Origin of the sequence: Streptomyces spororaveus (genome assembly GCF_016755875.1) — a bacterium.
GTDB lineage: Bacteria > Actinomycetota > Actinomycetes > Streptomycetales > Streptomycetaceae > Streptomyces > Streptomyces spororaveus.
The window spans coordinates 5,978,901-5,999,051 of sequence record NZ_BNED01000005.1; the positions used below are offsets into that span (position 1 = coordinate 5,978,901).

The following is a 20,151-nucleotide window of genomic DNA, read 5'->3' on the forward strand; positions in this document are numbered from 1 at the left end:
CTGCGGTGCTGACCTACTACGAAGTCATGACCACGGACCTGGGCCTGCTGACGGCCGCCGCCGCCAAGTGGGACTCGATGGCGGGCGAGCTGAAGAAGGTCGAGACCCGCTACGGGGACACCGTCCAGAAGATCACCATGGGAGACAACTGGGTCGGTGTCAGCGCCGCGACGGCGCGGGTGAAGTTCACGGCGACCCGCTACGAGTACTCCGCCGCGCAGAACCAGGCCAAGGCCGTCGCGAGCCTGCTGCGGGGTGCCCACGAACAGCTCACCGACCTCAAGAAGAAGCTGGAGAGCGCCCGCGACGACGCGATCGCCGCCGGCATGACCGTCTCGGAGCAGGGGCACGTCGCCTTCGACTACTCCAAGCTGACGCCCTCCGAGCGCAGCGCCTACCACCACGACCCCGACGGCCAGGAGGCCGTCCGCACCGCGGTCGGCAAGTGGCAGAAGCACATCGACGACCGGGTCAAGGCCGCCTCCGAGGCCGACCAGCACGTCAAGGACGCCCTCCTGGCGGCCGTGAACGACAGCAACAGGGACGCCCTGGGCCAGGGCACCGGCGCCGACGAGACCCTCACCGGCTTCAACAACTACGCCGAGGGCGACCTGGCGAAGGCCAAGAAGCTCGAAGAGGTCAAGATCCGGACGAGGACCGACGGCTGGGAAGCCGGCGCGAGCAGCACCGGCCCGGGCCAGTACGGCAAGGAGGCCTCGGGCAAGGTCTACGTCGACCTCTTCCACGAGACAGCGAAGGGGGAGGGGAGCATCGGGTCGCTGAAGCTGGCCGGGGTCGCCGACATCTACGACGGAGCCCGGGCCAGCGCGAACTTCGGCTTCACCGACAAGGGCATGGTCGCCAAGGCCGAGGCGTCCGCGGGAATCCGGGCACTGGCGGAGGGCCGGGCCGGGGGCGAGTACCAGAGCGTCTACGGGCGGGCCGAGGGCTTCGCCGGCGGCGAGCTGTCGGGCAGCCTCAAGGCGACCAAGGAAGAAGTGACCATCGGCGGGAAGGCGTTCGCCGGGGCGAAGGGCACTCTCGCCGGAGGAGCGGAGTCCGGCGGCATAGGCGTCGGCCTGACGGCCGAAGGATGGGCCGGCCCCGGTGCCGAGGCCTGGTGGGGCTACAAGAAGGACGAGGAGACCGGCGTATACAAGATCGGCGGCAAGGCCGGGGCCTCACCCTTCGTCGGTGGCTCCCTGGGCCTGGAGATCACCGTCGATCCTGAGAAGGTGGCCAAGACCGCGGGCGACGTGGCCGACGCGGTGGGCGACACGGCGCACGCGGTCGGCGACGCCGCGGGCGACTTCAAGGACTGGTTGCTCGACTGATGTCCGTTTCCATGGAAGGAGGGCCCAGGATGCCCACGACACTGCCGGTGCCGATCGAGTTCCGGCTGCCGGAAGGCTGGCTCCCGGCCCGTCCGGAGGGTTTCGACCCGGGAGTGGCCTTCGCCGCGGTGCATCCGCAGCCGGACGCCGGGTTCACCGCCAACATCACCATCGACGGCGGGTTCCCGAAGGACGGGGTGGCCCTGGCCGAGATCGCCGACGCGTCGGTGGAGCGGCTGCGCGAGTTCGCCGAGTCGGTGGAGGTGGTCCACCGCCGCGAGGCCGGTTCCGAGGACGCGCCCGCCCTGACCCAGCGGCTGGGCTTCTCGTTCGACACCGACGGCGCCCGCCACGAGCTCGTCCAGACCCAGGTGTACCTGTTCCTCGTGGACACCGGGGACCCGCACAAGCGGGCGATGATCCGCCTGGCCCTGACCGCCACCGCGGCCCAGCACGACAGCCTCCTGGGCGACTTCCAGGACTTCGTACGCACCGTGCGCCCGGACGACGGGGCGGGGAGCTGACGGTGGGTGGCTTCTGGGACAGGCGCACGGGCACACGGCATCCGGCCGGCAGTGTGCCGCGGCGGGGCGCCGGGGAGCTCCGGGAGGCGCTGCTCGCGCTGGGCGGTCCGGACGAGCTGTTCGCCGTACGCGAGGGAACCGCGCGGGAGCGCGCCGACCTGGTGGTGGAGTGCCGCGTCAGCGAGGCGCGCCTGACCCTCAGGACCAGCATGCGACTGGTCCCCGGGAAGCACGAGGTGCGCGTACTCGAAGAGCGGTGGGAGCCCTCGCTCGAACACTCCGGTGAGCAGTACGGCCGGGGTCCGGCGAAGGCGGTCTACAAGCAGTGGGAGTTCCGCAAGGGCGCTGACGGCCGCCGCCACAAGGTGGAGACGTTCCGCTTCGACACGGGGCTGGTGAAGAACCCCCTGCAGAACACGGTCCTCCGGGCGGGCTGGACCTGGCGCGGAGTGCTGTTCAGGCTGTGACCGGCCGCGCCGCCGCGCCGCCGTGACGGCGGCGCGGCCGGGCCGGGCAGGGGCGGGGCGGGTCAGCGCGCCGCGCCGAAGTCCTGCGTCCAGTAGGAGCCGGGCTGCGCCAGGCCGATGCCGATCTCCTTGAAGGAGCAGTTCAGGATGTTCTCCCGGTGGCCCTGGCTGTTCATCCAGCCCTCCATGACCTTCTCGGGAGTGCTGTAGCCGTAGGCGACGTTCTCGCCGTACGTGCTCCACGTGTACCCGGCGCGGGTGATCCGCGTACCCGGGTCCGAGCCGTCGGAACCGGTGTGGGACATGTTGCTGTGGGAGGCCATGTCGGCGCTGTGGTCCTGCGCGGCCTTCGTGAGCTTCGCGTTGAGGGAGACGGCCGGGCACCCGGCGGAGGCGCGCTCCTGGTTGACGAGCGCGAGGACCGCGGCGACGTCGCCCGAGGCCGGCGGGGCGGCGGGCTTGGACGGCTGGGGCGCCGTCGTCGTCGGCTTCTTCGTGGCGACCGGCGGCTTCGCCGGCTTGGGCTGCGCGGGAGGCGTGGTCTCCACGACGGGCGGTGCGGTCTCGGGCGCAGGGCTGCTGGGGGAGGCCTCGGCGGGGCTGCCGCTCGGCGACGTGGCCGGGAGCGGGGCGTCCACGGGCGCCAGGGTGCCGGGGGTGGCCGAGGGCGCCCACTGCCACGGGCGCTGCTGCTGGTGGCTCACGGTCCGCGTACGGCTGTTGCCCTCGTCCTGACCGTCGAAGCAGGCCATGGCGGCGGTGGGGACACCCACGATGGCGAGCGCGCCGACACCGATGGCTATTTTCTTGTAGGACGTCTTCTTCCGATGCTTCTGCATGCCTGACCTCATTCAGTGATCGCGAAGCTTCCGGCGCCGGAAGCGCGGGGCGCCGAAGAGGCCGCCATTCTTAAAAGGCTCTGAATGGCCTGGCAAGTTTCCGCTGATCACAAGCCTGGGGCGGTCGGCACACGGCTTGAAACGGGACGGTGATCGTGCATCATCACGATTTGGTCACTCCCGCAACCGTCTGATGGGTGATCAGAAACGGCTGTGACCTGGCCGGTCGGGGACGGGTTCGCCGGTATGAGGGATTCCGTTTCCGGCGGAGAGGGGAATGTCAATTCCAAAAGGGACAAATATCGAAATGTCGACGGGTTAACGCTCCGTCAAGAAAGCTCCCCGCAGGTATGGCCACCGTGACGCATGTCACTGTTTCGCGCACGAGTGCGCCCGTTTCCCCACGGAGGGAAACGGGCGCTACGATCGGTCTACCGCGGTTCCAGGGCCGCGGTCCGGCAGGCGCCGTTCGCGGCGCCACCCGGCACTCCTGCCTCGGTCAGGCCGCTCACGCAGCCCTGCAGATCACCGACCACGCCGCGTCGGCAGGACGCCGCGACGGCGTCGGTGACCTCGGCACCCGACTGCGCGGCCATGTTCGTACAGGCGGGGATGTCCGCGTGGGCGGCGGGCGCGGCGACGGCCGCGCCGGCGAGGGAGAGGAACAGGCCGGCGAGGACACCGGCGATACGGGGCGACTTGTGCATGGGGACGTACCTGCTCTCCGAATGCCTGCTGGATCGGCGGTCAGCGGCGGCCGGTGGTCATCGGTGTGCGGCCGTCTCGACCGGCCGGCGAAGTGTCCGACGGCGTACAGACCGTTCGTGCCGATCCCGGTCTGCTCGAACGCGCGGTTCACCATCGCGTCCCGGCCCGCGGGCGAGTGGCGCACGCGCCTTCTTCCACCGTACGACCGCGGCCCCCTCCCCACGACCGGGAGAAGCCCGGAGCCCCGTGCCCGGGAACGCGGCGGGGATACGGTGGTGGGATGTTCACAGTCCGACGTGCAGGCCGGAACGACGCAGACGTCCTCGGCGAGATCCACGCCACGGCCTGGGAGGCGGCGTACGCCCCCTTCTTCGAGCCCGGGTTCGCCGCCGACGGAGTCCGGAGCAGACGAACGCGGTGGCACGCGAGGGTCGGGCAGGCGGACACCCCGATCCTGCTCGCCGAACACGACGGCCGCCCGCTGGCGATGACCGCCTTCCGCGCATCCGCGACCCGGCCGGGCCTGGCCGAGATCCTCTCCTTCTACGCCCACCCCGACGGCTGGGGCACCGGCATCGCGGCCGCGCTGATGACCGGGACCCTGGAGCACCTGCGCGCGGACGGGTTCGCACGGACCCACCTGTGGACCCTGCGCGACACCCCGCGCTCCCGCCGCTTCTACACCAAGTGCGGCTTCACCGAGAGCGGCACCGTACGCCCCTTCGACTTCGGCGACGGGAAGCCCCTCGCCCAGGTCGAGTACGAGCGCGCGTGCTGACGCGGATATGCGCTGGCACGGAGCGCGCCGCCGCTGGTTGGATGCCGGGATGAGCGACGACCTTCCCGACGGATACGAGATCTCCACCGACGCCGCCCGACTGGACGTAGGGCTCGTCCACAGGTGGCTGTCCGAAGACGCGTACTGGGCGCTCGGGCGCAGCCTGCGGAAGCAGGAGGACGCCATCGCGGGCTCCTTGAACTTCGGCCTCTACGACCGGGCCTCCGGGGCCCAGCTCGCCTACGCCCGCGTCGTCACCGACCGGGCCACCTTCGCCTGGCTGTGCGACGTCTACGTCGATCGGGGCGTCCGCGGAAAGGGGCTCGGCGGGGCCCTCGTCGACGCGGTGTGCGCGCACCTGGAGCCGTACGGGCTGCGCCGGGTCCTGCTGGCCACCGCCGACGCGCACGACGTCTACGCCCGGGCCGGCTTCGCGCCCCTCGCCACGCCCGGGAAGTGGATGGCCCTCGGGGAGCAGTAGCGCGGCGGTCGTCTCAGGCGCGGGTGCGGACCCGGACCCGGTTCAGCAGTTCCGTGGCCGGGTGCGGGCCCGCGTGCTCGGGGTGGCGGGGCAGGCGGTGGGCGAAGGAGCCGTACCAGGACCGCGAGACCGTGTAGCCGAACGCCAGGCAGAGCATGCCGCCCACGGCGTCGAGCCAGAAGTGGTTGGCGGTGGCCACGATGACGACGAGGGTCGCCGTCGGGTAGAGCAGGCCCAGGATCCGGGCCCAGGGCGCCGAGGCCACCGCGAAGATCGTCAGGCCGCACCAGAGCGACCACCCTATGTGCATGGACGGCATCGCGGCGTACTGGTTCGACATCTGCTTGAGGTTGCCCGAGGCCATGGAGCCCCAGGTGTGGTGGACCAGCACGGTGTCGATGAAGTCCTGCCCGTTCATCAGCCGGGGCGGCGCGAGCGGGTAGCAGTAGTAGCCGACCAGGGCGACGCCCGTGGTGGCGAAGAGGACCATGCGCGTGGCGGCGTACCGCCCGGGATGGAAACGGTAGATCCAGACCAGCACGCCGATCGTCACCACGAAGTGGAGCGTGGCGTAGTAGTAGTTCATGCCCACGATCAGCCACGTCACGGAGTCGACCGTGTGGTTGACGGACTTCTCCACGGCGATGCCGAGGGTCCGCTCGACGCTCCAGATCCAGTCGGCGTTGGCGAGGGCCGCCGCCTTCTGCTCGGGCACCGCGTTGCGGATCAGCGAGTACGTCCAGTAGCTGATCGCGATCAGCAGCACCTCGAACCAGATCCGAGGCCGGCGCGGGGCACGCAACCGGGAGAGCAGGGTGCGCTCGGACCCCGGGCGGGTCTCGGTCTCCACCGCGATGGGTGATGAGACGTCCGTCCGGGTTTCCAGTGTCTTCACGCTCGATTCACCCATGGGGAGAGAGTCTGCCAGATGCGTTCCCGCCTCCGATCATCCCTCGGGACGGTCTTCGGCGCCTGCGGTCCGCCTTGGGTACGACACGGAACCCTCAGCCGGGCCGCCCGGGGGACCCGGCGCGGTCGCGTACGCCCCGGCGGCCCCGTGGACCGGGGCGGATCGGCCCGCGGTGCCGGACACCGCGGGCCGTCATGATCCGGAAGGAACGGCCTCGTCCCGGCGGCGCTGCCCCGGGCCCGAGGCGGTGGAGCCGCGCACCACCAGTTCGGGCAGGAAGACGAACTCGCTGTGCGGCGCCGGCGTACCGCCGATCTCCTCCAGCAGGGTCCGGACCGCAGCCTGTCCCATCGCCTGCACGGGCTGGCGGATCGTCGTCAGTGGCGGGTCGGTGAACGCTATGAGCGGGGAGTCGTCGAAGCCGACCACCGACACGTCCTGCGGCACCTGCAGCCCCTGCTGCCGGGCCGCCCGGATCGCGCCGAGCGCCATCATGTCGCTCGCGCACACCACCGCCGTGCAGCCCCGCGAGATCAGCGCGGCCGCGGCGGCCTGCCCGCCCTCCAGCGAGTAGAGGGAGTGCTGGATCAGCTGCTCGCTCTCGGCCTCGTCGAGTCCGAGCCGCTCCTTCATCCCGAGCCGGAAGCCCTCGATCTTGCGCAGGACGGGCACGAAGCGCTTCGGCCCGACCGCGAGCCCGATGCGGGTGTGCCCGAGCGCGGCGAGGTGGGTGACGGCGAGCTGCATCGCGGCCCGGTCGTCGGGGGAGACGAAGGGGGCCTGCACCTTCTCGGAGAACCCGTTGATCAGGACGTACGGGACGCCCTGCCCGCGGAGTTGGTCGTAGCGGCCCATGTCGGCCGTGGTGTCGGCGTGCAGGCCGGAGACGAAGATGATCCCGGAGACCCCGCGGTCGACCAGCATCTCGGTCAGCTCGTCCTCGGTGGACCCGCCGGGCGTCTGCGTGGCCAGCACCGGCGTGTACCCCTGCCGGGTCAGGGCCTGGCCGATGACCTGGGCGAGCGCCGGGAAGATCGGGTTGTCCAGTTCGGGAGTTATCAGACCGACGAGCCCCGCGCTGCGCTGGCGCAGCTTCACGGGCCGCTCGTAGCCGAGTACGTCGAGGGCGGCCAGCACGGATTCACGGGTGCCTGCGGCCACGCCGGGCTTGCCGTTGAGCACGCGGCTGACTGTGGCTTCGCTGACCCCCGCCTGGGCTGCGATGTCGGCTAGCCGTGCGGTCACGGGATTGGACTGTACCGGTCGGACGTTCACCATGACCACCACGTGCACGAATCCGGGGGAAGCCGGACGGTTCGGCCGTCCGTCTCCACCGGGGCGCTGGAGAGTACGGGGCGACCGGGCGCCGGGAGTTCCACCGGCTCGGAGCGGCTGTTGAGGGTGCAGGCGAAGCCGGGGCGGGTGAAGAGGAGCACGCCCTCGGGGGCGGACTGCCAGCGCATCCCGCACGCGTACGGGGCTCCGGCCGAGGCGTCCGGCTCCGCCCCCACCGCCGCCCCCGGCTCCGCTCCCGCCCCCGTCCCGGCCTCCGGTGCGCCCAGGCCCGGCATCGCCCGGCGCAGTTCCAGGGCGGCGCGGTACAGCTCCAGCGTGGAGTGCGGGTCGCCGGTCTGCGCGGCCACGCTGAGGCCGGCCCAGCCGGCCGGCTGCGGGAGCCAGCTGCCCGTCGGCCCGAAGCCGTACGGGGGCTCCGCGCCGGACCACGGGAGCGGCACCCGGCACCCGTCGCGCAGCCCGTCCTGTCCGGCGGTGCGCAGGAAGGCGGGATCCTGGCGGACCCGGTCCGGGAGGTCCACCACCTCCGGCAGGCCGAGCTCCTCGCCCTGGTAGACGTACGCCGACCCGGGCAGGGCCAGCATCAGCAGCGCGGCGGCCCGGGCCCGGGCCAGGCCGCGGGCCCCGCCGCCGTACCGGGTCACGTGGCGTACGACGTCGTGGTTGGACAGCACCCAGGTGGTCGGGGCGCCCACGGAGGTGGTGGCGGCGAGGGACTCGTCGATGACGGTGCGCATCGCGACCGGGTCCCACGGGCAGTTCAGGAACCGGAAGTTGAAGGCCTGGTGCAGTTCGTCCGGGCGTACGTACAGGGCGAGGCGTTCGGAGGTCGGCGCCCAGGCCTCGGCGACCCCGATCCGCCCGCCCCCGTAGGAGTCGAGGAGGCGGCGCCAGGAGCGGTGGATCTCGTGGACCCCGTCCTGGTCGAAGAAGGGGAGCGGCTCGGTGCCGATGAGGGTGGCCTGGGCGCCGCGGCCGATGTCCGGCAGGCCCGGGGCCTTGACCATGCCGTGGGCGACGTCGACGCGGAAGCCGTCGATGCCGAGGTCGAGCCAGAAGCGCAGGACGGAGGCGAATTCGGCGGCGACCTCGGGGTGGTCCCAGTCGAGGTCCGGCTGCTCGGGGGCGAAGAGGTGCAGGTACCACGCGCCGTCCGGGACCCGGGTCCAGGCGGGGCCGCCGAAGATCGACTCCCAGTCGTTCGGGGGCTCGGCGCCGTCCGGCCCCCGCCCGGGACGGAAGTGGTAGCGCTCACGGGCGCCCCGGTCCCCGGCGAGGGCGGCGCGGAACCAGGGGTGCTGCTCGGAGGTGTGGTTCGGCACCACGTCCACGATGACCCGCAGCCCCAGCGCGTGCGCGGCCCGGACCAGCTCGTCGGCGTCGGAGAGATCACCGAAGAGGGGGTCGACGGCCCGGTAGTCGGCGACGTCGTAGCCGCCGTCCGCCTGCGGGGAGACGTAGAAGGGGGTGAGCCACACGGCGTCGACCCCGAGGCGGGCGAGGTGGGGGAGGCGGGAGCGGACCCCGCGGAGGTCGCCGATGCCGTCTCCGTCACTGTCGGCGAAGGAGCGTACGTACACCTGATAGATGACGGCATCGCGCCACCAGCCACCGCTCGCGGTCGCGTTGCTGGAAGAGCTTGCAAGCTGGACGGCCGTCGAGTCGTGGGTCATATCGGGGTCAACGCGGGTACATGCCCCCTGGTTGCGGGCCCGGGTGGTCGAAGGTGACTCGAACTAACAGCAAGCTGCGGCAACCGTACGGACACACGGATGTAACGATCGCCTCCGCTTGCAGAAAGTTTGCGCAAGGTCTTTCGGTCCTCTTTCAGTCTTGTTACGTTCCTGGCAACTCGGGACCGCGAGGGCGCGGCCGGGATCATCGAAGGAGTTCATATGCGGCGTGGCATAGCGGCCACCGCGCTGGTCGCGACCCTGGCGCTCGCGGCGACGGCTTGCGGTGGGGACGACAAGGACGCGGCCGGCGGGACCCAGGCAGGCGGCGAGCTTTCCGGCACGGTCACGTGGTGGGACACCTCGAACGACGCCGAGAAGGCCAGCTTCCAGAAGATCGCCGAGGCGTTCACTGCGAAGCACCCCAAGGTCACCGTCAAGTACGTCAACGTCCCGTACGGCGACGCGCAGAACAAGGTCAAGAACGCCTTCAGCAGCGGCTCCGACGCCCCTGACGTGATCCGCGCCGACGTCGGCTGGGTCGCGGACTTCGCCTCGCTGGGCTACCTCGACGAGGTCCCCGCCGAGACGGCGAAGAAGGTCGACGCCGAGTTCCTCTCGCAGGCCGCGGCCAGTGGCAAGTACGAGGGCAAGACCTACGCAGTCCCGCAGGTCATCGACACCCTCGGCCTCTTCTACAACAAGAAGATGCTCGCCGACGCCGGCGTCCAGCCCCCCACCACGCTGGAAGAGCTGAAGACGGCCGCCGCCGCCATCAAGGACAAGACCGGCAAGGCCGGCCTCTACCTCCGCGGCGACGACTCCTACTGGTTCCTCCCCCTCATCTACGGCGAGGGCGGCGACCTGGTCGACGCCAAGAACAAGACGGTCACCGTCGACAACCCGGCGGGCGTCAAGGCCTTCAAGACCGCTCGTGACCTCGTCACCTCCGGCGCGGCGATCACCAACGCCACCGACGGCTGGAACAACATGCAGACCGCCTTCAAGACCGGCCAGGCGGCCATGATGATCAACGGTCCGTGGGCGGTGGCCGACAGCTACGCGGGCGACCAGTTCAAGGACAAGGCCAACCTCGGCATCGCCGCGGTCCCGGCCGGCTCCGTCAAGGCGGGTGCCCCGCAGGGCGGCCACGACCTCGCGGTCTACGCCGGCTCCAAGAACACCGCCGCGGCGCACGCCTTCGTCGAGTACATGACCTCGCAGGAGGTCCAGGTGCAGTCGGCCAAGGACCTCAGCCTCCTCCCGACCCGTACCGCCGCCTACGACCAGCCGGACGTCAAGGGCAGCGAGATGGTCCAGTTCTTCAAGCCGGCCGTGGACAAGGCCGTCGAGCGCGCCTGGATCCCGGAGAACGGCTCCCTCTTCGAGCCGCTGAAGGTCGAATACACCAAGGCGATCACCGGGGCCTCTAGCCCGGAGGACGCGGCCAAGTCGGCCGGCGTCGAGTTCCGCAAGATCCTCAAGGGCTGGAAGTAACGAAACCATGGCTGCTCACACCAGCCAGTCGGTGGCGAAGGCCGCGGGCGACGACGTCGAGAACGACGTCGCCGCCCGCGGCCGGAGCCGCAGGACTGACAGCGACAGCGGTAACCGCGGCGGCAGCCGCGGTGGGAAAGGCGCGTCCGGCCTCCGGCGCGCCGTCGGCACGCACTGGTACGCCTGGGCCATGGTCGCCCCGGTGGTGCTCGTCCTCGGCGTGATCATCGGCTGGCCGCTGGTCCGGGGCGTCTACCTGTCGCTGACCGACGCCAACGAGCGCAACGTCTCGCGCACCATCGGCGTGCGGCACATCGAGGCCACGTACGAGTTCGTCGGACTCGACAACTACGTGGACGTGCTCAGCGACCCGGTGTTCCTGCAGCGGCTGGTGTGGACGGTGGTGTGGACCGTCGCGTGCGTGTCCATCACCTTCACGCTCGGACTGGCCCTCGCCAACATGCTCAACCGGGAGTTCCGGGGCCGCGCCGCCTACCGCATGGCACTCATCCTGCCCTGGGCCGTCCCCGGCTTCGTCTCCGTCTTCGCCTGGCGGTTCCTCTTCAACCGCGACAACGGCATCCTCAACAAGATCCTCGACGGTGGCGGCATCGCCGCGATCCCGTGGCTCGACGACCCGACCTGGGCCAAGTTCTCCGTCGTCGCCGTCAACGTCTGGCTCGGCGTCCCCTTCATGATGGTCGCCCTGCTCGGCGGCCTGCAGTCGATCCCCGGCGAGCTCTACGAGGCCGCCGAGATGGACGGCGCCAGCGCCTGGCAGCGCTTCCGGCACATCACCCTGCCCGGACTGCGCGCGGTGAGCATGACGGTGATCCTGCTCTCCACCATCTGGACCTTCAACATGTTCCCGGTGATCTTCCTGCTCACCCGGGGCGGACCCGGCGACTCCACCGAGATCCTGGTGACCCAGGCCTTCCGCGAGGCCTTCATCACGAGCCCGCGCGACTTCGCCGTCTCCGCGACGTGGGGCGTACTGATCCTCCTGCTGCTCATGATCTTCGCGCTGGTCTACCGGCGCTCGCTGCGCAAGCAGGGAGAGGTGTGGTGACCATGTCCACTGCGAACACCGCCCGTCCCCGGGGCAGCCGTTCCCCGCTCGCCTCCGTCGGCCTGCACGCCACCCTCGTCGTGGCCGCGGTCATCGCCGTCTTCCCCGTGCTGTGGATCCTGCTGACCTCGCTCAAGCCCGCGCAGCACGCGATCACCACGGACTTCGTCAAGGAACCGACGCTCGACAACTACCGGTACCTGCTGGAGGACAGCCACTTCTTCAGCTGGTTCGCCAACTCCGTCCTGGTCGCCGGCGTCACCACCGTCCTCGGTGTCTTCATCGCCGCCACCACCGGATACGCGGTCAGCCGCTTCAAGTTCCCCGGTATGAAGCCGCTCATGTGGACCCTGCTCATCACGCAGATGTTCCCGATGGCGATCCTCATCGTCCCGCTCTACAACCTCATGGGCGACCTCGGCCTGCTCAACCAGCCGCTCGGCCTGATCATCACGTACCTCACCATCGCCGTGCCGTTCTGCGCCTGGATGATGAAGGGCTTCTTCGACACCATCCCGGTGGAGATCGACGAATCGGGCCGCGTCGACGGACTCAACCCCTTCGGCACCTTCTGGCGCCTCATCCTGCCGCTCGCCAAGCCCGGCCTGGCCGTCACCGGCTTCTACGCCTTCATCACCGCCTGGGGCGAGGTCGCGTACGCCTCCGCCTTCATGGTCGGGGAGGAGAACCTCACCCTGGCCGGCGGACTGCAGACCTTCGTCACGCAGTACACCTCCAACTGGGGAGCCATGAGCGCCGCATCGGTACTCATCGCCATCCCCGCGGCGATCTTCTTCGTCTTCGCCCAGCGTCACCTCGTCGCCGGGATGACGGCAGGCGCAACCAAGGGCTGACCACCCGAGCCTGCCCCCTCTCACCCCCGGCCCGATCTCTCCAAGGACACCATGACCCAGCACCTCGCCGACGCGCTCCCCACCTCCACCGGCACGCAGCCCGGCTGGTGGAGAGAAGCGGTGATCTACCAGGTCTATCCGCGCAGCTTCGCCGACTCCAACGGGGACGGCATGGGGGACCTCGAAGGCATCCGCAGCCGCCTGCCCTACCTCAAGGAGCTGGGCGTCGACGCCGTCTGGCTCAGCCCCTTCTACGCCTCCCCGCAGGCCGACGCCGGCTACGACGTCGCCGACTACCGGGCCATCGACCCCATGTTCGGCACCCTGCACGACGCCGACGCCGTGATCCGCGAAGCCCACGAACTGGGCCTGCGCATCATCGTCGACCTCGTCCCGAACCACTGCTCCGACCAGCACGAATGGTTCAAGCAGGCCCTGCGCGAAGGCCCCGGCACCCCGCTGCGCGAGCGCTTCCACTTCCGCCCGGGCCGCGGCGAGAACGGCGCGGAGCCCCCGAACGACTGGGAGTCGATCTTCGGCGGTCCGGCCTGGACCCGCGTCGCGGACGGCGAGTGGTACCTGCACCTCTTCGCCCCCGAGCAGCCCGACTTCAACTGGGAACACCCCGCCGTACAGGACGAGTTCCGCTCCATCCTGCGCTTCTGGCTCGACCTCGGCGCCGACGGCTTCCGCATCGACGTCGCCCACGGCCTGGTCAAGGCCCCCGGCCTGCCCGACCTCGGCCGCGACGAACAGCTCAAGCTGCTCGGCAACCAGGTCCTGCCCTTCTTCGACCAGGACGGCGTCCACGAGATCTACCGCTCCTGGCGCCTGGTCCTCGACGAGTACGCGGGCGACCGCATCGGCGTCGCCGAGGCCTGGACCCCCAGCGCCGACCGCACCGCCATGTACCTGCGCCCCGACGAGCTGCACCAGGCCTTCAACTTCCACTACCTGAACACCGGCTGGGACGCCGAGGCACTGCGCGCCACCATCGACGAGTCGCTCGACTCGATGCGGCCCGTCGGCGCCCCCACCACCTGGGTGCTGTCCAACCACGACGTGGTCCGCCACCGCACCCGCTTCGGCACCCTGGAGAAGGCACGCGCCGCCGCGCTGCTGATGCTGGCCCTGCCCGGGTCCGCGTACGTCTACCAGGGCGAGGAGCTCGGCCTGCCGGAGGTGGTGGACCTCCCCGACGAGGTGCGCCAGGACCCCTCCTTCTTCAAGGAGAACGGCCAGGACGGACTCCGCGACGGCTGCCGCGTACCGATCCCGTGGAGCGGCGACCAGGCCCCGTACGGTTTCGGAACCGGCGGCAGCTGGCTCCCGCAGCCCGCCGAATGGGCCGGGCTCAGCGTGGAGGCGCAGACCGGCGACCCCCAGTCCACGCTGGAGCTGTACCGCGCCGCGCTGCGCGTACGGCGCGCACACCCGGCGCTGGGCGCGGGCGACGGCGTCGAGTGGCTGCCCGCCCCGGCCGGCGTACTGGCCTTCCGGCGTGGGGACTTCGTCTGCACCGTGAACACCACGGACGAGCCGGTACGGCTGCCCGCCGCGGGCACGGTGCTGCTCACGAGCGGCGACCTCGCCGACCCCGACGTCCTGCCCGCCGACACCACGGTGTGGTGGCAGGGGTGACTTCCCCGCTGCGGCTGACGGACATCGCCGCGCAGGCCGCGGTCAGCGAGGCGACCGTCAGCCGCGTACTCAACGGCAAACCGGGCGTGGCGGCCGGCACCCGGCACAAGGTGCTGGCCGCGCTCGACCTGCTGGGCTACGAGCGGCCCGTACGGCTCAAGCGGCGCAGCAACGGGCTGGTCGGGCTGCTCATCCCGGAGCTCACCAACCCGATCTTCCCGGCGTTCGCGCAGGTCATAGAGCAGGCGCTGGCCGGGCACGGGTACACGCCGGTGCTGTGCACGCAGACCCCCGGCGGGGCCACCGAGGACGAGCTGGTGGAACAGCTGGAGGAACGCGGGGTCACCGGCATCGTCTTCCTGTCGGGCCTGCACGCCGACGCCCACGCGGACCCCGCGCGCTACCAGCGACTGGCAGCGCGCGGGGTGCCGTTCGTTCTGATCAACGGCTTCAACGAGCAGGTGAACGCCCCGTTCATCTCCCCGGACGACCGGGCGGCGGCGGACATGGCCGTACGGCACCTGCAGGACCTCGGGCACCGCAGGATCGGGCTCGCGATCGGACCGACGCGGTACGTGCCGTCGGCCCGCAAGGAGCAGGGATTCCTGACGGCGCTGCCGTCGGCCGAGGCGGACGGGCTGATCCAGCGCACGCTCTTCACGGTGGAGGGCGGACACGCGGCGGGCATGGCCCTGCTGGACCGCGGCTGCACGGGCATCGTCTGCGGCAGCGACCCGATGGCGCTCGGCGTCATCCGCGCGGCGCGCGAGCGGGGGCTGCGGGTGCCGCAGGACGTGTCGGTGGTCGGCTTCGACGACTCACCGCTGATCGCGTTCACGGATCCGCCGCTGACGACGGTCCGCCAGCCGGTACGAGCCATGGCGACGGCGGCGGTGGGCGCCCTCCTGGAGGCGGTATCGGGCACCCCGGTCCAGCGCACGGAGTACGTCTTCCAGCCGGAACTGGTGGTACGAGGCTCAACGGCCGAGGCCCCGTAGGGGCGGCGGGGGGCCGTAAGGCGCGGTGGCTTCGGGGTGCGGGAGTCGGGCGGGCGGGGTCGGGATGCTCCGGGTCGGCTGCGGTGTTCGGGAGCCACGCGCGCGGAGCCGGAACGCGGGGCGGTGACGGTGGAGGGGCCGATCCACTCACTCCGTGGTCAGTGACGCGTATGGGGGTTTCCCGTCAGTCTCATCGTCTCTCCGTGTCGGGCCGGTCCCTCAAGGGCGCTCGTTCCTCGCGTCGCTTCGCGATGGCCTTCGGCCACCCTTGACCGACCGTCCCGCCCCGGAAATCCGAAGACTGCCGAGAAGCCCCCAAAAGAACGAGCCGGTCCAGGCTCTAAGGGACGGGGTGGCCAGAGCCCCCCTGCCCGGTCGGGGGCGGGGACACCCGACAGGCGGGGCCCATCCAGCCCCCGGCCCGGACCGGGGAAGCGCGACCAATCGCTACGCGCTCCTCACGTCTCAGCGTCTCCAGTCCGTCTTGGGCTGGACATAGGCCGCCCACGGCCCCGGTCCGGCGCTCGACCTGCGTCCGACGACCGGCCGGGGCCTGGGCACAAGCCGCCCACCACCCAGTCATTCCTCACTCACGGCGACGGACGACCGTCCGTGACGGGGTCTGCGCCGCGCGCCATCCGTCTGCCCCTCATTCACGGCGGCGGACGGCCGTCCGTGGCGGGTCATAGGCCGCCCACCATCCGTCGGTTTCTCATTGACGGCGTCCGACGACCGTCTGCGCGGTCAGAGGCCGCCGAGGACTCTCGGATGCTCCTCTTTGCCGGCGGCCGACGGCCGGTGCGCCCGCCAGGGCGGGTTGAGGGTCCTCTTTGACTGCGTCTGACTGCCGTCCGGAGGTGAAAAGGCGTGGGACTGCGGCTATTTCGTCGTGGATACAGGTCAGCACACATGGGCGACCCAAAGGGTCGTTGGTTTGCCCCAACTGCCCCTGTATGGGGGTTGGTTTCTGGTGTCGTGTTGGCGCTGACCCGATTCCACGACGGAATAGCGGAGGTTTCGGCCGCCAGCCCCTCTCAGAGGCTCTCGTCAGCCCCCAACCGGCCGCCGGTCGCAGTCTCGGAGGAGCACGTAGCGATTTGAGGCGGCTCAATGCCCAGCGCCGGCCGGTCGTCGGTCGCAGGTCGAGTGTCGGGTCGAGGTCGTGGGCGGCCTATGTCCAGCCCAGGACGGACTGGAGGCGCTGAGACGTCAGGAGCGCGTAGCGATTGGACGCGCTTCCCCCGATCCGGGTCCGGGTCTGGTTGGGCCCCGTCTGTCGGTCGTCCCCCACTCCCGTCCGGGCAGGGGGTCTCTGGCCGCCCCGTCCTGATCCTTGAGTGCCCGGCTCGTTCTTTTGGGGGCTTCTCGGCAGTCTTCGGATTTCCGGGGCGGGTCGGTCGGTCAAGGGTGGCCGAAGGCCATCGCGAAGCGACGCGAGGAACGAGCGCCCTTGAGGGACCGGCCCGACACGGAGAGACGATGAGACTGACGGGAAACCCCCATACGCGTCCCTGACCACCGCCCGAGCAGCTCCCGCCTTCCGCAGCCACCGCCCCTGGAGCCGTCCGCCGGCTTCCGTCAGCCCGCCCCCGCCCCGCCCCCGCCCTTCGTGGCTATTCCCGGGTGAGCGTCCACGTTTTGCCGTCCGGGCCGGGGAGCGCGAGGGTCGGTGCTGCGGAGGTGCCGCCCGATACGCGGAGCATGATGTTCTTGGTGCCGGGCAGGCAGGTCGAGGTCGCGCCCGTCTCGCGGATCAGCCAGACCTGGACGGAAGTCGTCATCTGCGGGTAGTCCAGGGTCCAGTCGGACTGCTCTGTGCACGTTCCCCATCGCAGGGTGTACTGCCCCCCGTCCTGCCCGCCGGTCAGGGTGAGGGTGAGGTCGTCGCGGCCGGCGGTCCAGGTGCCGGAGTAGTCCACGTCCTCCATTCCCTCGCCCATGGACATCGACGCCACCAGTGCGACGACGGCCAGTGCGGTCGCGGCCTTCCCGGTGAGGCGGCCGGGCGCCGCGCCCCTGTCGTTGCCTCCCTCCGGTACGGGCCGGCCCGTGCGCAGGAGGGAGAGGACGATGCCCGCGAAGGACGCGAGCAGGGCTATGGCGCACCAGGTGGACCAGCCCCCCGCTCCCGCCTCCAGCAGCTGCACGCTCACCGCCAGGATCGCCGTCGCCGATGCGGCCGCCCACCAGGCCGCCCCGGGCTTGCGGCGGGCGAGTGCGATCACGATGGCCACGATCGCCACGCATTCGGCCGGGAGCAGGACGTCCAGCCCGAGGAGGGGGTCGGAGTAGTCGGGTCTGAGGGAGGTGGGCTCAGAGAGTCCGAACCCCACCGCCAGCCCCACCGCTTCGATGGCGAGCGCAGCCCCCAGTGCGATGCCGAGCCGACCTCGTGATGAGCCGCCCATGATCCCCCCATGTTTGAACGAGTTCAATTATCGAGGGTGCAGGCTACACGATCATCCGAGGGCGATCGACACCTCAGCGGCCGTGCCCGCCGTGCCCGCCACCGCCGTGGCCGCCGCCCTGGTCGACCGGAACAGGGGCGTCGGGGTCGACGATCGTGAACGGGCGCATCAGGTCGTCGTCCTCATGCTCCAGCAGGTGGCAGTGGTGGACGTAGGTCGCCGGCAGCTCGGTTCCGCTGTTCGGGATGCCCGCGATCGGTTCCGCCGGCGGGCTCCACGGGTCGGTGATGATCCGGGTCACCGTCTCGGGATAGGACAGCGGTTTGGTGACCTGGAACTGCGTGACTTCCGAGATTTCCGGCCCCAGACCGGGCACACCCGGGTAGTGCACCAGTGCGTGGTAGTTCGTCAGCGTGAACTTCGACCCCATGGGCATCCCGCTGAAGTCGACGATCAGGTCGTACCGTTCGGCGGGCCCGATCAGGAAGTTCAGCATCTGCAGCGGGGGCGGAATCCACCGTCGGTGCCGATCAGCCAGAACGGAAGATTGGGCTGGAGCGCCACGTCTCGGGGAGGGTCGATCCTCAGCCGCCAGAAACGCTCGTTCGAGGCATTGAGGATCCGCAGCCGGCAGCGCCGCGGTTCGACGGCGAGCCGTCCGGTCGACCGGGCGTTTTTCATCCCGTCGTGCGCAGCGCCTTGGCGCACCCCGGCCGATGCGGCCTGTTCGGACCCAACGTCCGTACGCAGCCCGGCGGCAGGGTGCTCCGAGGGGTGAACTCGGCGTGCCGGGGCCGGAGTCCGGGGGCGGCCCCGGCAGGACACGCCTCGGAAACAATTCTGCAATCTCTTGCGCAAGGTCTTGCAGGCCTTCTACCTGGCCCCTACGGTCGCTCCAATCCCCACCTCTTCCGCCAGGAGGCCCCCCGCATGCCTGCCAGAGCCGTCAGAGCTGCAATATTTTTCGCCGCCACCGCACTCGCTTCCGCCGGCCTCACCGCCGTCGGGCCGCAGGCCGCTGCCGCGCCCCCCGGCGAGAAGGACGTCACCGCCGTCCTGTTCGAGTGGCGCTTCGACTCCGTCGCCAAGGCCTGCACCGATTCCCTCGGGCCCGCCGGGTACGGGTACGTGCAGGTGTCGCCGCCGCAGGAACACGTGCAGGGCGCGCAGTGGTGGACCTCGTACCAGCCCGTCAGCTACAAGATCGCCGGGCGGCTCGGGGACCGGGCCGGCTTCAAGGCCATGGTCGACACCTGTCATGCCGCCGGGGTGAAGGTCGTCGTCGACTCCGTCATCAACCACATGGCCGGACCGGCGGACGCGGGCGCCACCTTCACCGGCACCGGCGGGTCTTCGTACACGAAGTACAGCTATCCGGGGCTCTACTCGGGTGCCGACATGGACGACTGCCGGGCCTCGATCTCGAACTACCAGGACCGGGGCAACGTCCAGAACTGTGAGCTCGTGCAGCTCGCCGACCTGGACACCGGTGAGGACTACGTGCGCGGGCGCATCGCCGGGTACCTCAACGACCTGCTGTCGCTGGGCGTGGACGGCCTGCGGATCGACGCCGCCAAGCACATGCCCGCCGCCGACCTCGCCAACATCAAGTCCCGTCTCACGAATCCCGGCGTCTACTGGAAGCAGGAGGCGATCTACGGGGCCGGGGAGGCCGTCTCGCCCGGCGAGTACCTGGGCAACGGGGACGTGCAGGAGTTCCGGTACGCCCGGGACCTCAAGCGGGTCTTCCAGAGCGAGAACCTCGCGTACCTGAAGAACTTCGGCGAGGCCTGGGGGTACATGCCCGGCGGGCAGGCCGGGGTCTTCGTCGACAACCACGACACCGAGCGGGGCGGCGACACCCTCACCTACAAGGACGGTTCGGCCTACACGCTCGCGAGCGTCTTCGCGCTGGCCTGGCCGTACGGGTCGCCCGACGTGCACTCCGGCTACGAGTGGAGCGACAAGGACGCCGGCCCGCCCAACGGGGGCACCGTGAACGCCTGCTACTCCGACGGCTGGAAGTGCCAGCACGCCTGGCGGGAGATCTCCTCCATGGTCGGCTTCCGCAACGCCGCCCGCGGTCAGTCCGTCGGCAACTGGTGGGACAACGGCGGTGACCAGATCGCCTTCGGACGCGGCACCAAGGCGTACGTGGTGATCAACCACGAGGGTTCCGCCCTGACCCGCACCTTCCAGACCTCCCTCCCCGGCGGCGACTACTGCGACGTGCAGAGCGGGCGGACCGTCACGGTCGGCTCCGGCGGGCAGTTCACCGCCACCGTCGCCGCCGGGACGGCCCTCGCCCTGCACACCGGGGCCCGTACCTGCTCCGGTACCCCGGCGGGGTCCGCCGGGGCCTCCTTCGGCGTCAACGCCACCACCGTTCCCGGGCAGAACGTCTACGTCACCGGTGACCGCGCCGAGCTCGGCGGCTGGAACACCGGCAGCGCCCTGAAGCTCGACCCGGCGGCCTACCCGGTCTGGAAGCTCGACGTCACGCTCCCGGCCGGGACCGCGTTCTCGTACAAGTACGTCCGCAAGGACGCCGCCGGGAACGTCACCTGGGAGAGCGGCGCCAACCGCTCCGCCACCGTCCCCGCGAGCGGCAAGGTCACGCTGTCCGACACCTGGCGCAGCTGAGCCGCCGCCACTGCCGCCTCCGCCGCCACTG

General features: G+C 70.7%; 18 protein-coding genes. 11 read left to right on the forward strand and 7 right to left on the reverse strand.

Annotation, left to right across the window (positions count from 1 at the left end; genetic code table 11):
• Nucleotides 1-26: 26 nt before the first annotated feature.
• The 3 genes from Sspor_RS29470 to Sspor_RS29480 are packed head-to-tail and all read left to right on the forward strand — an operon-like array spanning nucleotide 27 to nucleotide 2,325.
• Nucleotides 27-1,334 (forward strand): hypothetical protein, encoded by a 1,308-nt coding sequence (locus tag Sspor_RS29470; RefSeq protein ID WP_237404082.1) that lies wholly within the window; start codon nucleotides 27-29, stop codon nucleotides 1,332-1,334.
• Between the two features lie 29 nt (nucleotides 1,335-1,363).
• Nucleotides 1,364-1,858: a hypothetical protein gene (locus tag Sspor_RS29475; RefSeq protein ID WP_202201812.1), complete on the forward strand. Its 495-nt coding sequence runs from the start codon at nucleotides 1,364-1,366 to the stop codon at nucleotides 1,856-1,858.
• Nucleotides 1,859-1,860: 2 nt separating this feature from the next.
• Complete coding sequence (locus Sspor_RS29480; RefSeq protein WP_202201813.1) at nucleotides 1,861-2,325, forward strand: hypothetical protein; 465 nt, start codon at nucleotides 1,861-1,863, stop codon at nucleotides 2,323-2,325.
• A 62-nt stretch (nucleotides 2,326-2,387) separates the two neighbouring features.
• On the opposite strand, the gene Sspor_RS29485 is transcribed toward Sspor_RS29480, so the two are convergent.
• Together Sspor_RS29485 and Sspor_RS29490 are read right to left on the reverse strand one after the other, a co-directional pair.
• Nucleotides 2,388-3,164 carry a CAP domain-containing protein gene (locus Sspor_RS29485; RefSeq protein ID WP_202201814.1) on the reverse strand — a complete coding sequence of 259 codons (777 nt, stop codon included), beginning with the start codon at nucleotides 3,162-3,164 and terminating at the stop codon, nucleotides 2,388-2,390.
• Nucleotides 3,165-3,595: 431 nt separating this feature from the next.
• Nucleotides 3,596-3,871, reverse strand: a complete 276-nt coding sequence (locus tag Sspor_RS29490; RefSeq protein WP_202201815.1) for a hypothetical protein — start codon at nucleotides 3,869-3,871, stop codon at nucleotides 3,596-3,598.
• A 281-nt stretch (nucleotides 3,872-4,152) separates the two neighbouring features.
• On the opposite strand from Sspor_RS29490, the gene Sspor_RS29495 reads away from it, so the two are divergent.
• Together Sspor_RS29495 and Sspor_RS29500 are read left to right on the forward strand one after the other, a co-directional pair.
• The gene (locus Sspor_RS29495) at nucleotides 4,153-4,650 is read left to right on the forward strand and encodes a GNAT family N-acetyltransferase (RefSeq protein WP_202201816.1); all 498 of its coding nucleotides are present in this window, start codon (nucleotides 4,153-4,155) and stop codon (nucleotides 4,648-4,650) included.
• Between the two features lie 49 nt (nucleotides 4,651-4,699).
• A complete protein-coding gene (locus tag Sspor_RS29500) occupies nucleotides 4,700-5,131 on the forward strand; it encodes a GNAT family N-acetyltransferase (RefSeq protein ID WP_202201817.1) in 432 nt (143 codons plus the stop codon).
• 13 nt (nucleotides 5,132-5,144) lie between these two features.
• Here Sspor_RS29500 and Sspor_RS29505 read toward each other — a convergent pair whose 3' ends face one another.
• The 3 genes from Sspor_RS29505 to Sspor_RS29515 form a co-directional block, all read right to left on the reverse strand.
• Nucleotides 5,145-6,041 carry a phosphatase PAP2 family protein gene (locus Sspor_RS29505; protein ID WP_202201818.1) on the reverse strand — a complete coding sequence of 299 codons (897 nt, stop codon included), beginning with the start codon at nucleotides 6,039-6,041 and terminating at the stop codon, nucleotides 5,145-5,147.
• 192 nt (nucleotides 6,042-6,233) lie between these two features.
• A complete protein-coding gene (locus Sspor_RS29510) occupies nucleotides 6,234-7,286 on the reverse strand; it encodes a LacI family DNA-binding transcriptional regulator (protein WP_202201819.1) in 1,053 nt (350 codons plus the stop codon).
• Between the two features lie 26 nt (nucleotides 7,287-7,312).
• A complete protein-coding gene (locus tag Sspor_RS29515) occupies nucleotides 7,313-9,010 on the reverse strand; it encodes a glycoside hydrolase family 13 protein (protein ID WP_202201820.1) in 1,698 nt (565 codons plus the stop codon).
• 222 nt (nucleotides 9,011-9,232) lie between these two features.
• On the opposite strand from Sspor_RS29515, the gene Sspor_RS29520 reads away from it, so the two are divergent.
• From Sspor_RS29520 to Sspor_RS29540, 5 genes are read left to right on the forward strand one after another with little or no spacing between them, the layout of a single operon-like run.
• Nucleotides 9,233-10,507, forward strand: coding sequence for an extracellular solute-binding protein (locus Sspor_RS29520; protein ID WP_202201821.1), 1,275 nt, complete (start codon nucleotides 9,233-9,235; stop codon nucleotides 10,505-10,507).
• 7 nt (nucleotides 10,508-10,514) lie between these two features.
• Entirely contained in the window at nucleotides 10,515-11,576 is a 1,062-nt protein-coding gene (locus tag Sspor_RS29525; protein WP_202201822.1) for a carbohydrate ABC transporter permease, read from the forward strand.
• Between the two features lie 2 nt (nucleotides 11,577-11,578).
• Nucleotides 11,579-12,430, forward strand: a complete 852-nt coding sequence (locus Sspor_RS29530) for a sugar ABC transporter permease (RefSeq protein WP_202201823.1) — start codon at nucleotides 11,579-11,581, stop codon at nucleotides 12,428-12,430.
• Between the two features lie 51 nt (nucleotides 12,431-12,481).
• Complete coding sequence (locus Sspor_RS29535; RefSeq protein ID WP_202201824.1) at nucleotides 12,482-14,071, forward strand: glycoside hydrolase family 13 protein; 1,590 nt, start codon at nucleotides 12,482-12,484, stop codon at nucleotides 14,069-14,071.
• Nucleotides 14,056-15,069, forward strand: a complete 1,014-nt coding sequence (locus tag Sspor_RS29540; RefSeq protein WP_202201825.1) for a LacI family DNA-binding transcriptional regulator — start codon at nucleotides 14,056-14,058, stop codon at nucleotides 15,067-15,069. The genes Sspor_RS29535 and Sspor_RS29540 overlap by 16 nt, the downstream gene beginning before the upstream one ends.
• Nucleotides 15,070-16,682: 1,613 nt before the next feature.
• On the opposite strand, the gene Sspor_RS29545 is transcribed toward Sspor_RS29540, so the two are convergent.
• A complete protein-coding gene (locus Sspor_RS29545) occupies nucleotides 16,683-17,477 on the reverse strand; it encodes a hypothetical protein (RefSeq protein WP_202201826.1) in 795 nt (264 codons plus the stop codon).
• A gap of 73 nt (nucleotides 17,478-17,550) precedes the next feature.
• On the reverse strand, nucleotides 17,551-17,973 hold the full coding sequence (locus Sspor_RS29550; RefSeq protein WP_237404084.1) for a cupredoxin domain-containing protein: 423 nt from the start codon (nucleotides 17,971-17,973) through the stop codon (nucleotides 17,551-17,553).
• A gap of 434 nt (nucleotides 17,974-18,407) precedes the next feature.
• On the opposite strand from Sspor_RS29550, the gene Sspor_RS29555 reads away from it, so the two are divergent.
• Nucleotides 18,408-20,120 carry a carbohydrate-binding module family 20 domain-containing protein gene (locus Sspor_RS29555; RefSeq protein ID WP_202201827.1) on the forward strand — a complete coding sequence of 571 codons (1,713 nt, stop codon included), beginning with the start codon at nucleotides 18,408-18,410 and terminating at the stop codon, nucleotides 20,118-20,120.
• The last annotated feature ends 31 nt before the right edge of the window (nucleotides 20,121-20,151 follow it).